Source organism: Prauserella muralis (assembly GCF_003202285.1).
GTDB classification, from domain to species: Bacteria; Actinomycetota; Actinomycetes; order Mycobacteriales; family Pseudonocardiaceae; genus Prauserella_B; species Prauserella_B muralis.
In genome coordinates this window covers 667,085-683,514 of record NZ_MASW01000006.1, presented here as the reverse complement: position 1 = coordinate 683,514, position 16,430 = coordinate 667,085, and the positions used below count along the sequence as shown (strand labels likewise).

The following is a 16,430-nucleotide window of genomic DNA, read 5'->3' as shown; positions in this document are numbered from 1 at the left end:
GCGATGAGCGCGACCTCCGTCATCGAAATGGGAGACGTGCTCCTGGTCACCGTGCAGGGTGAACTGACCGATCACGACGCGGTCGCGCTGCAGCAGGACCTGGCGGCCAACGTCGCCGAGCGGAGTTCCCGGGGCGTGCTCATCGACGTCTCCGGGATGGAGATCGTCGACTCGTTCCTGGCCAGGACCCTGCACGACATCGCGGCCGCGACGGAGCTGCTCGCGGCCAAGACCGTGATCGTCGGCATGCGTCCGGAAGTGGCCATCACGCTCGTCGAACTCGGGTTGACTCTTCCGGGCCTGGCCACGGCCCTGACCGTGGCGGACGGCCTGGCCGAGTTCGGCGACGGCGTGAGGCCGCTATGACGAGTGTCGTCACCCTGCACGAGCTGCGCATCCGCGAGGAGATCGACATCGTCCATGTGCGGCAGACCGTTCGCGAGGTCGCCGTGTCCGTCGGCTTCTCCCTGGTGGAGCAGACGAAGCTGGTGACAGCGGCCAGCGAGCTGGCGCGCAACACGCTCAAGCACGGCAGGGGCGGCACCGCGCAGGTGGAGCTCGAGAAGCACGACGGGAGCACCGTGGTGCGGCTCGTCTTCAGGGACGAGGGCCCCGGCATCCCGGACACCGAACTCGCGCTCACCGACGGCTACAGCAGCGCGGGCGGGCTCGGGCTCGGGCTCTCCGGCGCCCGCAGGCTCGCCGACGAGTTCGACCTGCACACCACGCCCGGCGAGGGCACGACCGTCTCCGTGGGCTTCCGGGCGGGCAGGGCGGCGACCTGATGACGCCGACCTCGCTGACAGTGACCGAACCCGTGCACGTCGGCGTGGCCCGCACCATCACGGCCTCGGCGGCCAGGGCCGCCGGCCTGCCCGACCGGATCGCCGACCGCGTCGTCATCGCCGCCTCCGAGCTGGCGAGCAACCTGGTCAAGTACGGCGCCGAGGGGCTGTTCACCGTGTTCCGGAGCCCCAGCACGCTCGATCTGCTCGCCACCGACCGCGGGCAGGGCATCCGCGACGTCGAGCAGAGCATGCGGGACGGCTACTCGACGCACGGCTCGCTGGGCACCGGCCTCGGCGCCGTCCGCCGGATGGCCGACGTGTTCGACCTGTACTCGGTGCCGGGTGCGGGCACCACCGCGCTCGCGCGCTGGCGGATCACCGGGGCCGACCCGCTCGGCGTGACCCTCGGGACGGCGCTGGTGTCGGCGCCGGGGGAGACGCTCAGCGGCGACGCCTGCACGGTGCTGCGCCACGGCGGCATCACCACGGCCGTCGTCGTCGACGGGCTCGGGCACGGCCGGGACGCGGCGACCGCGGCGGCCGCCGCGATCGCCAGGGTCGCGGCCGATCCGGCCGCGGCGCCGGACGCCCTGTTCTCCTCGCTGGACGCCGACCTCGCCAGGACCCGCGGCGCTGCCGTCGCCGTCGCCCAGTTCGACATCGTCGAGGGCACGCTGCGCTACCAGGGCGTCGGCAACATCACGGCGCGGCTGTACCCGGCGGGAGGCAAGCACGAGAGCCTCGTGTCGGCTCCGGGCATCGTCGGTCGCAGGCAGCTGCGCGGGCGCCGGACCTTCCCCTCGGTCCGACCGTGGCAGCAGGGCAGCTGGCTGATCATGCACACTGACGGGGTGTCCGAGCGATGGGATGCGGCGAGCTGGCCGGACGTCTTCGACCATGATCCCGCCATCGTCGCGGGCTGGCTGCTGGGGCAGTACTGCCGGCGCCGCGACGATGCTTGCGTGCTGGCCATCGCCGGAGGTGACCCGTTGTGAACCGGGACCCGAAGCCCAAGGACGACCTCACCACGGAGGTGCGGCGGATCCTTCATGGCCGGGACCTGCCTCCCGAGGCCTGGCCCGAGGTCGCGGCTTCGCTGGACAGTGAGGGCGAGCGGCGCCCGCTCGCCAGGGTGCTGCGGGCGCTGACCGACGTGGTGCTCGAGCACGAACGCGAGCTGCGCTGGCACCAGTCGGAGCTCGAGCAGACCAACGCCGGCCTGCTGGCGCTGCACGCCGAGATCGACCGGCAGCGGCGGCGGACGGCGTTCCTCGACGACGTCAGCCGCGCGGCGGCCACCTCGCTCGACGGCGCCGAGCTGCTGGACGAGGTGGCCGCGCTGCTGCGGGACAACGAGTTCGCCGACCGCATTCTGGGCTGGCTCGCCGCGGGCGACGACCTGGCCTGTCCGGCCGAGCCCCGGCTGAGACCGGACGCCACGACCCGCGCGGCCCGCGACACGCGGCAGGCGGTCACCGACGGCGCCCACCGGGTGAGCCTGCCGCTGGTCACCGGCCCGCACGTGCTCGGTGTGCTCGACCTGCACCGCGACACCGCCGAGTTCACCGAGGACGACGTCAACCTGGCCAAGGGCGTCGCCAACCGGGCCGCCATCGGCGTGCGCAACGCCAAGGAGTACGAGCGCGAGCACGAGCTCGCCCAGCGGCTGCAGCTGGCGATGCTGCCCACGCTGACCCCCTACGAGGGCCTTGAGGTCGTCGCCAGGTACCGCTCCGCGACCAGGGGTGTGCACGTCGGCGGCGACTGGTACGACGCGGTGGCGCGTCCGGACGGCACCGTGGTGCTCACCGTCGGCGACGTCACCGGCCACGGTCTCGACGCCGCCCTGGTGATGGGAAAACTGCAGAACGCCCTGCGCGCCTACGCGCTCGAGGGCCACGGGCCCGCCTCCGCGCTGCGCCTGGTGCACCAGGTGCTGCGCGGCTGGCAGACCGACCTGTTCGCCACCGCGATCGTCGCCGAGGTCGAGACCGCGACGGGCGTGTTGCGCTGGGCCAGCGCCGGGCACCCGCCACCGTTGCTGCAGGAGAGCTCCGGCGCGGTGAGCTTCCTGGAGGCCGCCCACGCGCCGATGCTGGGCGTCGGCGTCGACCCGCACATTCCCGAGCACGAGCGCAAGCTGGAGGCGGGCTCGTCGATCGCCTTCTACACCGACGGGCTGATCGAGCGGCGGTCCAGTGACCTCGACGCCGGCATGGAGCGGCTCGCGACGGCCTGCCGGACGTGCGGTCTGCCGGAGCTCGACGCGCGCGCCGAGCACGTGCTGCACGAACTGCTGGGCAACACCGACCACGACGACGACGTGTGCCTGCTGCTGTGCCGGTGGGCGGGCGAGGCGGGGCGCTGACGCGCGGGCGGTCGGCCACGGCCGGGCTTCGTCACACTCGCTTTCCGGCCAAATTAGGGTTGGCTAAGTTAACCCGCATGGCTTCGACACTCTCCCGTCGCACCGTGCTCGGCGGCCTGGCGCTCACCGCCACGGGGCTGCTCGCCGCGTGCGGTGGCGGCTCCCGGCAGGCGACGTCCGGCTCCGGCGCCTGGTCCTTCACCGACGACACCGGCAGGACCGCCGAACTCGACCGCAGGCCCACCCGCATCGCCGGGCTCAACGACGCCATCGCGTCCCTGTGGAACTACGGCGTGGTGCCCGTCGCGTCCTTCGGCTACACGGCGCTGGAGGACGACGTGAACTTCGAGGGCAGGGACGTCTCCAAGGTCACGCAGGTGGGCCGGACCTACGGCGAGATCGACGTCGAGGCGCTCGCCGCGCAGCAGCCCGACCTGATCCTCACACACGCCTACCCGGTGGACAGCTCCGGGAAGCTGGATGCCGCCAAGCCGCTGTACGGCTTCAAGGACCTCAAGCAGCAGGAGACGGTCGCCGCCATCGCGCCCATCGTGGCGCTGGCGATGCGCGGCTCCGCCACCGGCGTCGTCGCCCGGACCGCCGAGTTCGCCTCCGCGGTGGGCGTCTCGCGCGCCACCCTGGACGGGCACAGGAAGGACTACGATGCGGCCCGGCAGCGGCTGCGCAAGGCCACCGGGTCCGGGCTCACCGCGATGGCCGTCGCCGCCTACCCCGCCGAGGGCGTGCACATCGCCAAGGCCGTCGACGACCCGGCGCTGCGCAGCTACACCGAGCTGGGCCTGAAGTACCCGGACCCCGGCGGCGACGCCTACTACTGGCAGCAGGTCAGCTGGGAGAACATCGGCGAGCACCGCACCGACGTGGTGCTCTACTCGCTGCGCGCCATGACCGGCAAGGAGCTGCTCGAACAGCCGACGTTCGCCCGGTTGCCCGCGGCCGCGGCAGGGCAGGTGTTCCCGTGGGAGTTCAGCGCGATGGACTACGTCGCCCAGGCGCGCACCATCGACCGGCTCGCGGCCAACCTGGAGAAGTCGCGCAAGGTCACCTGACGCGGGTCACGACGAGGAGGTGTGCTCCGCCGAGTACGCCTTCTGCCGGTCGCCGGGGCTGGGGCGCGGCTTGCCCTCGCGCCCGGCGGCCGTGCCCTGGCCGTCCGGCTTGCCCTGCTTCGCCGAGGCGGGAACGTCGGCCAGCTCGTCGTCCTCGTCCTGCACCGGCACCAGCGCCGACTCGCCCTCCCTGAGCACCTCGTCGGCCTCGCGCAGCCGCGCCCTGGCCTCCTCGCGGATCTTGGTGAGGCGCTCCACCGTGGTGTTGGCCTCCGTGGTGCGCCGCTGCGCGTCCTGCCTGGCCTGCTCGACCAGCTCCTTCGCCTTCGCCGTGGCCTCGTCAACCAGGCGCTTGGCTTCCGCCGTGGCCTCCGCGATGCGCCGTTCCGCGGCGTTCTTGCTCGCGGTCTTCTGGTCGGCGATGTGCTTGTCCAGAGCGTTGCGCTCGGCGGTCATCTTCGCGTCGAACTCGCGCTCGATCGTGCGCCGCCGCTGCTCGGCCTCCGCGTCGAGACGCTCCCTGCGCCGCACGGCGTCGGTGGTCATCTTCTCCACCTCGGCCTTCGTCGCGGCCAGCGCCTCCTGGTGCTCCCGCTGCAGCTGCTCGGCGTGGGTGTCCAGTGTCTCCAGCAGCTTCATGTACCGCTCGTGCAGCTTGTTGGACACCTCGCTGCTCTCGGCCCAGTTCTTCTCCGCGGCCTCCTGCGCGCGCGTCACGATCTCCTCGGCGCGCGTGTTGGCGAGGTGCACGGTGCGCTGCATCCGCTCGTCGAGATCCTCGATGCGCTCCGGGGGCTTCTTCAGCTCCTCCACGCGGTTCTGCAGCTTGCCGATCTCCCTGCGGGCGTTCTCCAGCTCGCGCGACATCGTGCTCGCCTGCGCCATCGACGCGTCGCGGTCGGCCACCACGCGGCGCAGCTGTGCCTCGAGATGATCGAGGTACTGCAGCACCTGGTTGCGGTCGAATCCGTGCCACGCCTGGGCGAACTCCCGCCGCAGCGGCAGCAGGCGGTTGTCTTGCTCGGAAGCCATGCCCCGACCGTACCCGCGTACGCGGTGTCGTCGCCGTCAGGCAGGCCGAAGGGCCGGGTGGCGTGTGTCCACCTCAGATTTCGTGTTGTCGCCGCACAAGCCGATTACCGACTGTGGACTCACCAGTGGAAGCCACGGGTGAGCTTCACCAGTGCGGCGGCGGCCCTGGACAGGTGCCGTTCGCCCTTGCCGATGTTCAGCCTGCCGGTGCCACCCGCCGCCGTGGAGTCGGGGAAGATCCGGTAGCCCTCGTAGGCGATCGCGTCGACCAGACCAGGCGCGAGCGCGTACGCGGCCTGGATCAGGTAGCCCTCCGGCGAGCCCATGTGCTTGGGCCGGTTCTTCAGCGCCCGCACGACCATGTCCGCCGCCTGTTCCGGCGATTTCGTCGGGAATGCGTCGTAGATCTTGGTCGGGCGGATCATCGGCGTGCGCACGAGCGGCATGTGGATCGTGGTGAACGTGATGCCGTCGCCGTGGGTCTCCGTGGCCACGATCTTGCTGAAGTAGTCGAGCGCGGCCTTCGACGCCACATAGGCCGAGAAGCGCGGCGCGATGCCCTGCACGCCGATCGAGGAGACGTTGACGATGTGGCCGAACTTGCGCTCGGTCATGTGCGGCATCAGCGCCAGGATCAGCCGCACGGCGCCGAAGTAGTTGATGGCCATGGCGCGCTCGAAGTCGTGGAAGCGGTCGTAGGACAGCCTCACGGACCGGCGGATCGAGCGCCCCGCGTTGTTCACCAGCATGTCCACGCGCCCGTGGTCGGCCAGCATCGCGTCGACGGCCTTGCGCACCGACTCCTCGTCGGTCAGGTCCGCCGGGTACACCGATGCCTGGCCTCCCGCGGCGACGATCTCGTCGCGCACCTCCTCCAGCTCGTGCCTGCGGCGGGCGACCAGTAGGGGCACGCCGCCCTCCGCGGCGACCCTGAGCGCGGTGGCCCTGCCGATGCCGGAGGAGGCGCCGGTGATGACGATCCGGCGCCCGTCCAGCTCCCCGCGAGGACCGTGCTCGCGGGCGCGGAACGGGTCGAGGTGCTCACGCCAGTACCGCCACAGCACCGGCGCGTAGCGCTCCAGTGGCGGCACGTCGATGCCGGAGCGGGCCAGCACCCTGCGCGTGGCCGCGGACGAGAACACGGCGGGGAAGGTCAGCGTGGTCAGCAGCACCGGCGGGATGCCGAGGCGGGACAGCACCGCGTCGCGCGCGATGCTCACCCCCGGCACGTGCTCGCTGAGCTTGGCCAGGCCGACGAGTCCCCGGGACAGCCGCTCGTCGAGCTCCACGTCGATGGTCGGGGCGCCCGCGGCCTTCGCGAACGCGTTGTACACCGAGGCGACCGGCTGGGGCTCGGGGTTGACCAGGTGGAAGGCGCGCCCGTCCAGTCCCTCCGTGCCGACCAGCTCCAGCAGGGCCTTGGCCACGTAGTCGACCGGCACGATGTTGGTGTCGCCGATGTCGGGCCCCACGACCGGCAGGTTCGGCAGCCCCGCGAGCCTGCTGATGGCGCTGAACAGGTAGTACGGCCCGTCGATCTTGTCCATCTCGCCGGTCTCGGAGTGGCCGACGACGACGGCGGGCCGGTACACCCGCCACGGCACGTCCTGCTGCTCGCGGACGAGGCGCTCGGCCTCGAACTTCGTGCGGTGGTACGGCGTGACCAGCCGCTGGCCCGCGTCGAACATGTCCTCGGTGAACACGCCCGCGTAGTCGCCGGCCACCGCCACCGACGACACGTGGTGCAGGCATCCGACGCCCAGGTCGGCGGCCAGCTCGATGACGTGCCGGGTCCCGTCGACGTTGGCCCTGATGCTGGCCTCGTCGTCGGCGGTGAGGTCGTAGAGCGCGGCGAGGTGCACCATGTGGTCGACGGTGCCGCGCAGGTCCTCCCGGGTCTGCGCGTCCACGCCGAGCCCTTCGGCGGAGAGGTCGCCGAGCACGAGCATGACCTTCTCCGGATGGGGCCACTGCCGCACCAGCTCGGCCAGCCGGTCGCGGGAGGTCTCCCGGACGAGCAGGACCACCCGCTCGGTGTCGTCCCGGTCCAGCAGCAGCTGCGTGAAGTGGCGGCCGATCAGCCCGGTCGCGCCTGTCACGAGGTACGTCGCCATTGCCTGCCCTTTCGCCGCGGAACGTCGCCGAGGAAACAACGCGCATTGTCGCAGCCGGTTCCGGCCCTTGCGAGGCGATCAGGCGGGTTCGGCGACCACGACCCGGTTGTCGGCGTAGCCGGTGGTTCCCCCGAGCCACTGCCCTCCACACGTCACGAGCACGATGCGGTGTGGCCCGCTCTGGCTGAACAGCTCGGGAGCCCTCGCGGGCAGCTCGTCCTTGTGCAGGGTGACGATCTGCGCCACTGCGTAGCGCCACACCGTGCCCGCGGCGTCGGTGACCGTGATCCGCTCGCCGATGCGCACGTTCCACAGCTCCGCGAACGGGCCGGTGCGGCCGTTCCAGTTGACGTGACCCGCGAACACGCCGGCGCCGCTGGGCGCGCCGAGCCCGGCGCCCCACCAGGTGGCCTCGCCGAGGCGCTCCGGCACGGGAAGCACGGCGCCCGGCCCCACCTCCTGCCGCACGAGCCGCGCGGTGCCGCCGTCCGGCAGCGCGAGGGTGCCGGGCCGCCTGCCGCTCGACACCGGCTCGTCGCGTGACCGTGGCTCGGCGGCGGGCGGCGGGGCCGGTGGCCGCGGCCGGGTGCTGGTGGCGCGGTCCTGCCGCGGCGCCGGGCTCGTCGCGGTGGGCGCTTCCTCGGGCTCGCCGGTGCCCGCGGGCGCCGCCCGCGTGGTCGTCGCCGGCTGCGCGCTGCCCGCCACGGCCACCGTCGGTGCCGGGACGAGCAGGACGCCCAGCACGACGAGCTCCGCGGCGAGCACGCTGCCGATGCCCAGCAGGTAGGCCGTGACCCACCCGCGCCGTCCGTGCCTGGAGTGCGTCATGAGCGGTGGTGGTGGCGCCTTCTCACCAGCCAGCCTGCGAGCCCGGCGGCGGCGACCGCGAGCACGCCCATGCCGGCGAGCGCCTCCGTGGGCGCGCTCCAGGTGGTGGCGCTCTGCGCGACGCGGTCCGGCTCCCCGGCGGGAATGGTGCGCGGCACCTCGTTGGGGACGTTGGCGACCGTCAGCACGAGCGTCTCGCCCGGCCGCACCGTGCCGCAGGCCGACGGCGGGTCGGCCGGGTCGAACGCGTCGTCGTAGCCGCTGGGCGGGCTCACCTCCACGACGCAGATCTCCTGCGGGGTGCGCAGGTTGTCCACGGTGGCCGTGCCGTCCCGGCCCTCGGTGGTGACGACGGCGGGCTTGCCGTCCTCGCCGACGAGGGGCTGGTCGTCCTGGCCGAGCGCGGGCGAGGTCCTGTCCTTCGCGGTGAGCCGCAGCGGCACACCGGCGATGCCGTCACCGGTGTCGGCGTCGACCTTGGCGACCCGCACGGTGCCGGGCGCGGTGCGGGCGGTGCCGGTGGCCTCGGTGACCAGTTCCTGCTCGCCACCGGTGGAGACCACGCGCTGGGTGTCGGCGGTGACCGGGTCCTGCACGTACGGCCGTTCGGCGGGGGCGGACAGCGTGCCGGTGACCTTCGGGCGCTCGCCGGTGGCGGTCACCCGCAGCGTGGCGGTGCCGTCGTCGCCGGTGGTCACGGTCTGTTCGCCGTCGAGTTCGGCGTCGGCGACCGCGAGCGTGACCGGCACGCCGGGCACACCCTCGCCCTCGGCGTTGAGCACCGTGAGGGTCCAGTCGGCCGGGCTGCCGATGATCTGCTCCTGTTCGGGAGCGGTCAGCGTCGCCGTCCACGGGCCCCGGTTGGCCTCGGCGTCGGCGCGCAGCCGCTGCACGGCCTGCCTGGCGCCCTGCGGCAGCTTGCCGAACTGGAAGTCGACGTCGTAGCCGATCTCGGTGAACGGCTTGCCCGGGTCCAGGTCGGCGGGGGTGCGGGGTGCCGCGGTCCACGAGTGCAGCAGGTGCGCCAGCGCGGCGGCCTCGTCGGGGTTCTTCGTGTCGCCGTAGCGCAGCAGCAGGTACGAGATGTTGGCGGCGACGTCGGCAGGCAGCCTGCCACCCCACTTGGTCAGCAGCTCGTCGCCGGGCTTGTACGCCTCGCCGCTGTCCGGGGCCTTGAGCGCGAACGACACGCAGAACACCTGCTTGCCGCCGACGACATAGGAGCCCACCCAGTCGTGGTCGCGGTCCCGGTCGCCCCAGGACTGGCCTGGCGACGTGCGATGGCCGATGCCCTCTCTGACCTCGGCCGACGCGGCAGGCGCGAGGGCGACCACCGACACCGTGCCGAGCAGGAACGCCGCCAGCAGCCGCAGGGCCGTCGCCAGGCGTGTCGTGCGTCTCACCATTACCCCCTTGATCGTGGACACCCCGACACGCGTTCGGTCAAGATCCCGGCACGCCAGGTGAGAATGGCGGGAGAAGGGTGACCAGGGCAATCGGCCAGGCGGTGGATGTCCGATGCGGCCATCCGGGACCTCGCCGCTTACGGTGGGTGCACGCCCTTCGCGGCCGATGTGGGTAAAGTCGGCTTTACTGACCCACGGGAACCGACCGGCACGCGCGGTCGTTAAACCCCATGCAAGTGCCAGGAGATCCAGGAGGATCAGGTGCGAACCTCTAGCAACCCCGCGTTCCGCAACCTTCCGCGGGGCGCCTCGGCGTACGGGCAGTACGCGGGCTTCAACCAGCCCCAGGGCGGGGTGCCGGGCACCGGCGTGCCGCAGGCGCCCGCCGGCGCCGCCGACCGCCCGATGACCGTTGACGACGTCGTGATGAAGACCGGGGCGAGCCTCGGTGTCACGCTGCTCGTCGGTGTCGTCACCGCGATCTGGGCGCAGGCGCAGGTCGCGGCCGACTCGATGGGCGCCGTCACCGGCGCGATGATCGTCGGCATGCTGGTCGGCCTGGTGCTGGCCCTCATCATCAGCTTCAAGCAGATCGCCAGCGGTCCGATGACGCTCGCCTACGCGGCCGCCGAGGGCGTGTTCCTCGGTGCCATCACCGGCGTCTTCGAGCTGATCTACCCGGGCATCGCGCTGCAGGCGGTGCTGGGCACGGCCGCGGTGTTCGTCGTGATGCTCGTGGTCTACAAGACGGGCGCGGTGAAGGTCACGCCGAAGCTCCGCAAGTGGATCATCGGTGCCCTGGGCGGCGCGCTGATCCTGATGCTGGCCAACCTCGTGCTCGGCCTGTTCGGCGTCAACATGGGCCTGCGCGACGGCGGCACGCTCGCCATCATCTTCAGCCTCGTGGTCATCGGCATCGCCGCGTTCAGCTTCCTGCTGGACTTCGACATGGCCGACCGGATGATCCGGGAAGGTGTGCCCGCCAAGTACTCCTGGTACGTGGCGTTCGGCCTCATGGTCACGCTGGTCTGGCTGTACCTGGAGATCCTGCGGCTGCTGTCGTACCTGCAAAGCGAGTAACTCGCGTACTCCTGGACGAAGGGCGCCCGGCACCGACCGGGCGCCCTTCGTCGTGTTTGTCGCGCGGTGCTAGGTTTCTGCCGTGACGGTGCCGCCCTATCCCGGCCAGCCTGGAGCCGGTCCGCCGAACCCGTACGCGCCACCGCCGTCCGGCCAGCCGCCCGCGTTCGGCCAGCCGCCTGGCCACCCGCCGCCGGGCCCGTACGGGCAACCTGCCTTCGGTCACCCGCCATACGGGCAGCCGCCGTACGGTCCCGGGGCTTTCCCGCCCCCGCCGGAGCCGCCGAGGAAACGCAGGCTGTGGCTCAAGATCGGTGCGCCCGTCGCCGCGGGCATCGTGTTTCTCCTCGTCGCCGCGGGCATCGCCGGGTGGCTGAACTCCGGCGGGACGGCACAGGAAGGCGAGTGCCTCGACGTGCCGGAGTTCTCCGCCAACGCCGAGGAACAGCCGCGCAAGGTCGCCTGTGACGATCCGAAGGCCACCGTGAAGGTGGCCGTCCGGGTGGAGGGCGAGAACGGTCGCTGCCCGGAGGGCGACTACGACCAGATCTCCTACGACGGTGGCGACACGTTGTGCCTCATGCTCAACGCCAAGGACGGCGACTGCTTCGCCAACGTCAGTTCCGCGACCAAGGGCTACGAGCGCGTGGAGTGCACCGACCCGAGCGCCGAGATCAGGACGGTGAAGATCGTCCCCGGCTCGGGAGACCCCCAGCAGGTGTGTTCCGGCACCGACGCGGTGGACGCCGTCGTCTACTCCCGCCCCGCCACGGTCATCTGTCTCTCCCAGCCGCGGACCGTGTAGGCAGCGCCTTCTGTCCTGTCGCGCCGTCGCCGCGTGACCGGGAGTCTCGAATTCCTCAGTGGACGGAAAAATGCCCGGCCGGGACCGTTTCCGGTTCCCGGCCGGGCATTCGGCGTCGTTGGACAGGTGCGAGGACGGTGGTGGCTCAGCTCAGCCGCTCGAGCACCATCGCCATGCCCTGACCGCCGCCGACGCACATCGTCTCGAGACCGAACTGCTTGTCGTGGTGCTGCAGGGAGTTGATGAGCGTCGACGTGATGCGCGCTCCGGTCATGCCGAACGGGTGGCCGACGGCGATCGCGCCACCGTTGACGTTGAGCCGCTCGATGTCGATGCCCAGATCGCGGTACGACGGGATGACCTGCGCGGCGAACGCCTCGTTGATCTCCACCAGGTCGATGTCGTTGATGGTCAGGCCCGCGCGGTTGAGCGCCTGCTTGGACGCCTCGACGGGGCCGTAGCCCATGATCTCGGGCGAGAGCCCGGACACGCCGGTGGACACGATCCGCGCCAGCGGCGTGATGCCGAGCTCCCTGGCCTTCGTGTCGCTCATGACCACGAGCGCGGCGGCGCCGTCGTTGAGCGGGCAGCAGTTGGCCGCCGTGACGCGGCCGTCGGGCCGGAACACCGGCTTGAGCTCGGCGACGGCCTCCATCGTGACGCCCGCCCTCGGGCCGTCGTCCTTGCTCACCACGGTGCCGTCCGGCAGCGTCACGGGCGTGATGTCCTTGGCCCAGAAGCCGTCGGCGATGGCCTTCTCGGCGAGGTTCTGCGAGCGCACTCCGAAGGAGTCCATCTCCTCCCGCGAGACGCCCTTGAGCCGCGCCAGGTTCTCGGCGGTCTGTCCCATGGCGATGTAGACATCGGGCAGCTTGCCCGACTCGCGCGGGTCGGCCCAGGTGTCGGAGCCCTCCTCGGCCGTCTTCGCAGTGCGCTCCTCGGCCTCGGCGAACAGCGGGTTGTGCGTGTCGGGCCACGAGTCCGAGCTGCCCTTGGTGAACCGGGACACCGTCTCCACGCCCGCGGAGATGAAGACGTCACCCTCACCTGCCCTGATGGCGTGCAGGGCCATCCGGGTGGTCTGCAGGCTCGAGGAGCAGTACCGGGTGATGGTGCAGCCGGGCAGGTGGTCGTAGCCGAGCTGGACGGCGACGACGCGGCCCATGTTGAAGCCCGACTCGCCGCCGGGCAGGCCGCAGCCGAGCATCAGGTCGTCGATCTCGGTGGGTTCGAGCTGGGGCACCTTGTCCAGCGCCGCACGCACCATCTGGGTGGCGAGGTCGTCGGGCCGCATATCCACCAGCGACCCCTTGCCTGCCCTGCCGATGGGCGAGCGTGCGACGGAGACGATCACGGCTTCGGGCATGGTGGACACTCCTTCGGGTCGGCTAAGCGGGTGCTTAGGTACATCCTGCCCTTCAGGGGCCACAAGGCAACCCGTAGGTGCCGCCGAACACACTCGAAGGCACCTACGGGCCGCTGGTCAGCGCACTACAGCGCCGTGATCCGGCCGGTCCCGCCCACGGGGTAGCGCTCGGCGGTCACGGTGCCGCCGAGGCCGTCGGCCAGGTACTGCTGCAACGCCTGCTGGTAGGTCATGCCGACCGGCGTGAACGACAGGTCCCCGAACGGGTAGCCGTCGCCACCCCGCGCGGAGAAGTCGTTGGTCGCCACGGAGATCGGTGGCCCCTCGACCACCTGGCCGTCCGACACCACCACCGTGCCGTCGTCGAGCCGCACGTCCCGGACGCGTTCACCAGGCGTGACGACCGTGTTGGTGCCCTCCTCGACCACCTGCGCCTGCCTGGCCGGGTCATAGGTGAACGAGACGCCGGAGACCTGCATGAACGCGCCCGCCGCGCCCGGTGCCGCCGCGACGCCCCGCTCCAGCAGCTGCCGGAACGTGGCCCTGGGCACCTCGGGCACCACGGCCACGAAGTTCGAGAACGGCGCGATCTCGTAGGTGTCGAGCGCCGTGACCTCACCCGCGGGTAGCACCGAGTCATTGCGCACGCCGCCGCCGTTCTGGATGCCCACCTGCGGCGGGGTGACACCGTACTCGGCCGCCTGCCGCGTGCCTGCCCAGCGCAGGCTGTCGGCCACCAGGTTGCCGAGGTTGGTCTCCCGTGAGCGGATGTCGGCCCGGACGCCGTTGAGCGGCACCTCGCTCGTGGCCACCACCGTCTCGGCCAGAGTCTCCAGGTGTTCGGCGACCGGCTTCTCCACCTGGGCACGCACGCCGGGATCGCCCGCGACGGCGTCCGGGCCGACGCCGGACACCCGCACCGGGCCGGTCCGCGCCTCGTCGACGCCGATCACCTCACCGCGGCGGTCGAAGTTCAGCACCAGCCTGCCGATGTACTTGTAGTCGCCGGTGGTGGTGACGACCGGGACGGTCCTGCCCGTGGCGTCGTCGGCGTACAGCGGGAAGCCCCGCTCGGCCACGTCGCCGGGGATCAGCCGGTCGCCGGGCCCCGCGAGGATCTCGCCGCCGCCCGCGCCGACCACCGCGTCGACGCCGGAAAGGTGCGGCACGAGCGCCAACTCGTTGTCGATGTCCTGCAAGTGGCTCACGAGCACGACCTTGTCGATCCCGCGCCGCGCGAAGTCGCCCGCGAGGCCGTTGGCGATCTCGGCCAGCTCGCCGCTGACCCGCACCCCGCGCGGGCTGGAGATCGCGGGCAGCTCCGGGGTGGTCAGGCCGATCAGGCCGATCCGCTCCCCGCGCGTGCGCAGCACCTTGCTGGACACGATCGTCCCGTCGTCGGCGTGGGCGTCGAGCACCGGCTCGCCGGAGAAGTCGAGGTTGGCGCTGACGAACTCGAGCGAGCCGCCCATGCTCTCCAGGAACTGGGCGAACACGTCGGGGCCGAAGTCGAACTCGTGGTTGCCGATGGCGCTCGCGTCGTAGCCGATCTCGCGCACGGCCAGCGCGTCGTAGAACGGCACCCCGCGCTCCAGGCTCGCGGAGAACTCCGGCCCCGCCAGGAAGTTGTCGCCGCCGGACAGAGTGATCTCTCCGCGCCGCACCGCCTGGCCGGGTTCCGGCCTGCCGGTGGTGGCCTCGGTACGCAGCGTGTCCATCAGCGTCTTCACCCGGGACGGGCTGCCGTAGGGGTGGGGACCACCGTCGAGGATCGGTCCCTCGTCGGTGCCGTCGCCGGCGACGCCGAGCAGCGCCGACTCCATGTCGTTGGTGAACAGCACGCTCAGCGTGAACGCGGGCGCGGGGGTGTGCTGGTTCGCGGACGCCGGCCCGGTGCTCGTGGTGACGAGCAGCGCGGCGGCGAGGGCGGTGGCGACCGTGGTGAATACGGCTCGCAACTGGTGTGTCCGCACGGGTCTCAACAGGGCTCCTCGGAGGTCACTCGAACGTATGACCCCGATGAGCTAAGCACAGGGGTCCTATTCGGACAATCCGTCACGGAGGGCCGCTGTGCGGAGCGGGTGCACTGTTTACGCTGAGGGCATGGATTACGCCGAACACGTCATCGACCTCGTGGGCAACACCCCGTTGGTCAGGCTCAACGCGCTCGCCGAAGGCGTCAGCCCACTCGTGCTGGCCAAGGTCGAGTACCTCAACCCGGGCGGCAGCGTGAAGGACCGCATCGCGCTGCGGATGGTCGAGGCCGCCGAGGCCTCGGGTGAACTGCGGCCCGGCGGGACGATCGTCGAGCCCACCTCCGGCAACACCGGGGTGGGGCTGGCCATGGTCGCCCAGCGCAAGGGCTACAAGTGCGTGTTCGTGTGCCCCGACAAGGTCAGCGAGGACAAGCGCAACGTGCTGAAGGCCTACGGCGCCGAGGTCGTGGTGTGCCCGACGGCCGTGCCGCCGGACCATCCGGAGTCGTACTACAGCGTGTCCGACCGGCTCGTCGGCGAGATCGAGGGCGCCTGGAAGCCCAACCAGTACGCCAACAGGGAGAACCCGGCCAGCCACTACCACACCACCGGCCCGGAGATCTGGCAGCAGACCGACGGCCGCGTCACCCACTTCGTGGCGGGGGTCGGCACCGGCGGCACGATCTCGGGCACCGGCCGTTACCTCAAGGAGGTCTCCGACGGGCGGGTGCGCATCGTCGGCGCCGACCCCGAGGGCTCGGTGTACTCCGGCGGCACCGGACGCCCCTACCTGGTGGAGGGCGTCGGCGAGGACTTCTGGCCGGACACCTACGACCGGCAGGTCGCCGACGAGATCATCGCCGTCTCCGACGCCACGTCGTTCCAGATCACCCGTCGGCTGGCGAGCGAGGAAGGCCTGCTGGTCGGTGGGTCGTGTGGCATGGCCGTCGCCGCGGCGCTGGAGCTCGCGGGCCGGTGCGGCCCGGACGACGTGATCGTGGTGCTGCTGCCCGACGGCGGCCGCGGCTACCTGGGCAAGGTGTTCAACGACTCCTGGATGGCGTCCTACGGGTTCCTGCCGCCCGACTCCACCGGGGCGACCGTGGGCGACGTGCTGCGCCGCAAGGACGGCAGGCTGCCCGCCCTCGTGCACACGCACCCCAACGAGACGGTGGCCGAGGCGGTGGCCATCCTCCGCGAGTTCGGCGTGAGCCAGATGCCCGTCGTCAACGCCGAGCCGCCGGTCATGGCCGCCGAGGTGGTGGGCGCCGTCAACGAACGCGCCCTGCTCGAGGCGCTGTTCACCGGCAAGGCCGCGCTGGCCGACCGGCTGGACGCGCACATGTCGCCGCCGCTGCCCACGATCGGCGCCGGTGAGCAGGTGGGTTCCGCGATGAAGGCCCTGACCACGGCCGACGGTGCGCTGGTGCTCGAAGGCGGCAAGCCCGCGGGCGTCGTCACCCGGCAGGACCTGCTGGCCTTCATCTCGGGACACTGAACCCCGAATAGCTCACATCGTGCGGACTGGCTGGGGCGTTACGAGCGATTGCCGCCGCGATCCGATAGCGTGTCCGCCAGCGAACACCAAGGTCCTCGT

At 71.6% G+C, this 16,430-nt stretch carries 14 protein-coding genes; 8 read left to right on the top strand and 6 right to left on the bottom strand.

What is annotated here, in order from left to right; genetic code table 11:
• The first annotated feature begins 3 nt into the window (after positions 1-3).
• The 5 genes from BAY60_RS28760 to BAY60_RS28740 all read left to right on the top strand — a co-directional run bounded on the left by BAY60_RS28760 (position 4) and on the right by BAY60_RS28740 (position 4,226).
• Complete coding sequence (locus tag BAY60_RS28760; protein ID WP_112284477.1) at positions 4-366, top strand: STAS domain-containing protein; 363 nt, start codon at positions 4-6, stop codon at positions 364-366.
• Positions 363-785: an anti-sigma regulatory factor gene (locus BAY60_RS28755; protein ID WP_112284476.1), complete on the top strand. Its 423-nt coding sequence runs from the start codon at positions 363-365 to the stop codon at positions 783-785. The genes BAY60_RS28760 and BAY60_RS28755 overlap by 4 nt, the downstream gene beginning before the upstream one ends.
• Positions 785-1,783 carry an ATP-binding protein gene (locus tag BAY60_RS28750; protein ID WP_112284475.1) on the top strand — a complete coding sequence of 333 codons (999 nt, stop codon included), beginning with the start codon at positions 785-787 and terminating at the stop codon, positions 1,781-1,783. Before BAY60_RS28755 ends, BAY60_RS28750 begins: the two co-directional genes overlap by 1 nt.
• On the top strand, positions 1,780-3,156 hold the full coding sequence (locus BAY60_RS28745; RefSeq protein WP_112284474.1) for a PP2C family protein-serine/threonine phosphatase: 1,377 nt from the start codon (positions 1,780-1,782) through the stop codon (positions 3,154-3,156). The genes BAY60_RS28750 and BAY60_RS28745 overlap by 4 nt, the downstream gene beginning before the upstream one ends.
• A gap of 77 nt (positions 3,157-3,233) precedes the next feature.
• A complete protein-coding gene (locus BAY60_RS28740; RefSeq protein ID WP_112284473.1) occupies positions 3,234-4,226 on the top strand; it encodes an ABC transporter substrate-binding protein in 993 nt (330 codons plus the stop codon).
• 6 nt (positions 4,227-4,232) lie between these two features.
• On the opposite strand, the gene BAY60_RS28735 is transcribed toward BAY60_RS28740, so the two are convergent.
• The 4 genes from BAY60_RS28735 to BAY60_RS28720 all read right to left on the bottom strand — a co-directional run bounded on the left by BAY60_RS28735 (position 4,233) and on the right by BAY60_RS28720 (position 9,606).
• On the bottom strand, positions 4,233-5,258 hold the full coding sequence (locus tag BAY60_RS28735; RefSeq protein ID WP_245992843.1) for a coiled-coil domain-containing protein: 1,026 nt from the start codon (positions 5,256-5,258) through the stop codon (positions 4,233-4,235).
• A gap of 119 nt (positions 5,259-5,377) precedes the next feature.
• Positions 5,378-7,372, bottom strand: a complete 1,995-nt coding sequence (locus tag BAY60_RS28730) for an SDR family oxidoreductase (protein WP_112284472.1) — start codon at positions 7,370-7,372, stop codon at positions 5,378-5,380.
• Positions 7,373-7,450: 78 nt separating this feature from the next.
• Complete coding sequence (locus BAY60_RS28725; RefSeq protein WP_112284471.1) at positions 7,451-8,200, bottom strand: class F sortase; 750 nt, start codon at positions 8,198-8,200, stop codon at positions 7,451-7,453.
• Complete coding sequence (locus BAY60_RS28720) at positions 8,197-9,606, bottom strand: MSCRAMM family protein (protein WP_112284470.1); 1,410 nt, start codon at positions 9,604-9,606, stop codon at positions 8,197-8,199. Before BAY60_RS28720 ends, BAY60_RS28725 begins: the two co-directional genes overlap by 4 nt.
• A gap of 261 nt (positions 9,607-9,867) precedes the next feature.
• Between BAY60_RS28720 and BAY60_RS28715 the strand changes: the two genes are divergently transcribed.
• Together BAY60_RS28715 and BAY60_RS28710 are read left to right on the top strand one after the other, a co-directional pair.
• Positions 9,868-10,686, top strand: a complete 819-nt coding sequence (locus BAY60_RS28715; RefSeq protein ID WP_112284469.1) for a Bax inhibitor-1/YccA family protein — start codon at positions 9,868-9,870, stop codon at positions 10,684-10,686.
• A gap of 82 nt (positions 10,687-10,768) precedes the next feature.
• The gene (locus tag BAY60_RS28710) at positions 10,769-11,491 is read left to right on the top strand and encodes an LppU/SCO3897 family protein (RefSeq protein ID WP_211330488.1); all 723 of its coding nucleotides are present in this window, start codon (positions 10,769-10,771) and stop codon (positions 11,489-11,491) included.
• Between the two features lie 145 nt (positions 11,492-11,636).
• On the opposite strand, the gene BAY60_RS28705 is transcribed toward BAY60_RS28710, so the two are convergent.
• Both BAY60_RS28705 and BAY60_RS28700 read right to left on the bottom strand, forming a co-directional pair.
• Complete coding sequence (locus BAY60_RS28705) at positions 11,637-12,857, bottom strand: acetyl-CoA C-acetyltransferase (protein ID WP_112284468.1); 1,221 nt, start codon at positions 12,855-12,857, stop codon at positions 11,637-11,639.
• Between the two features lie 125 nt (positions 12,858-12,982).
• Positions 12,983-14,839, bottom strand: coding sequence for a bifunctional metallophosphatase/5'-nucleotidase (locus tag BAY60_RS28700; protein ID WP_425466492.1), 1,857 nt, complete (start codon positions 14,837-14,839; stop codon positions 12,983-12,985).
• A gap of 121 nt (positions 14,840-14,960) precedes the next feature.
• On the opposite strand from BAY60_RS28700, the gene BAY60_RS28695 reads away from it, so the two are divergent.
• The gene (locus BAY60_RS28695) at positions 14,961-16,331 is read left to right on the top strand and encodes a cystathionine beta-synthase (RefSeq protein WP_112284467.1); all 1,371 of its coding nucleotides are present in this window, start codon (positions 14,961-14,963) and stop codon (positions 16,329-16,331) included.
• Positions 16,332-16,430: the final 99 nt, after the last annotated feature.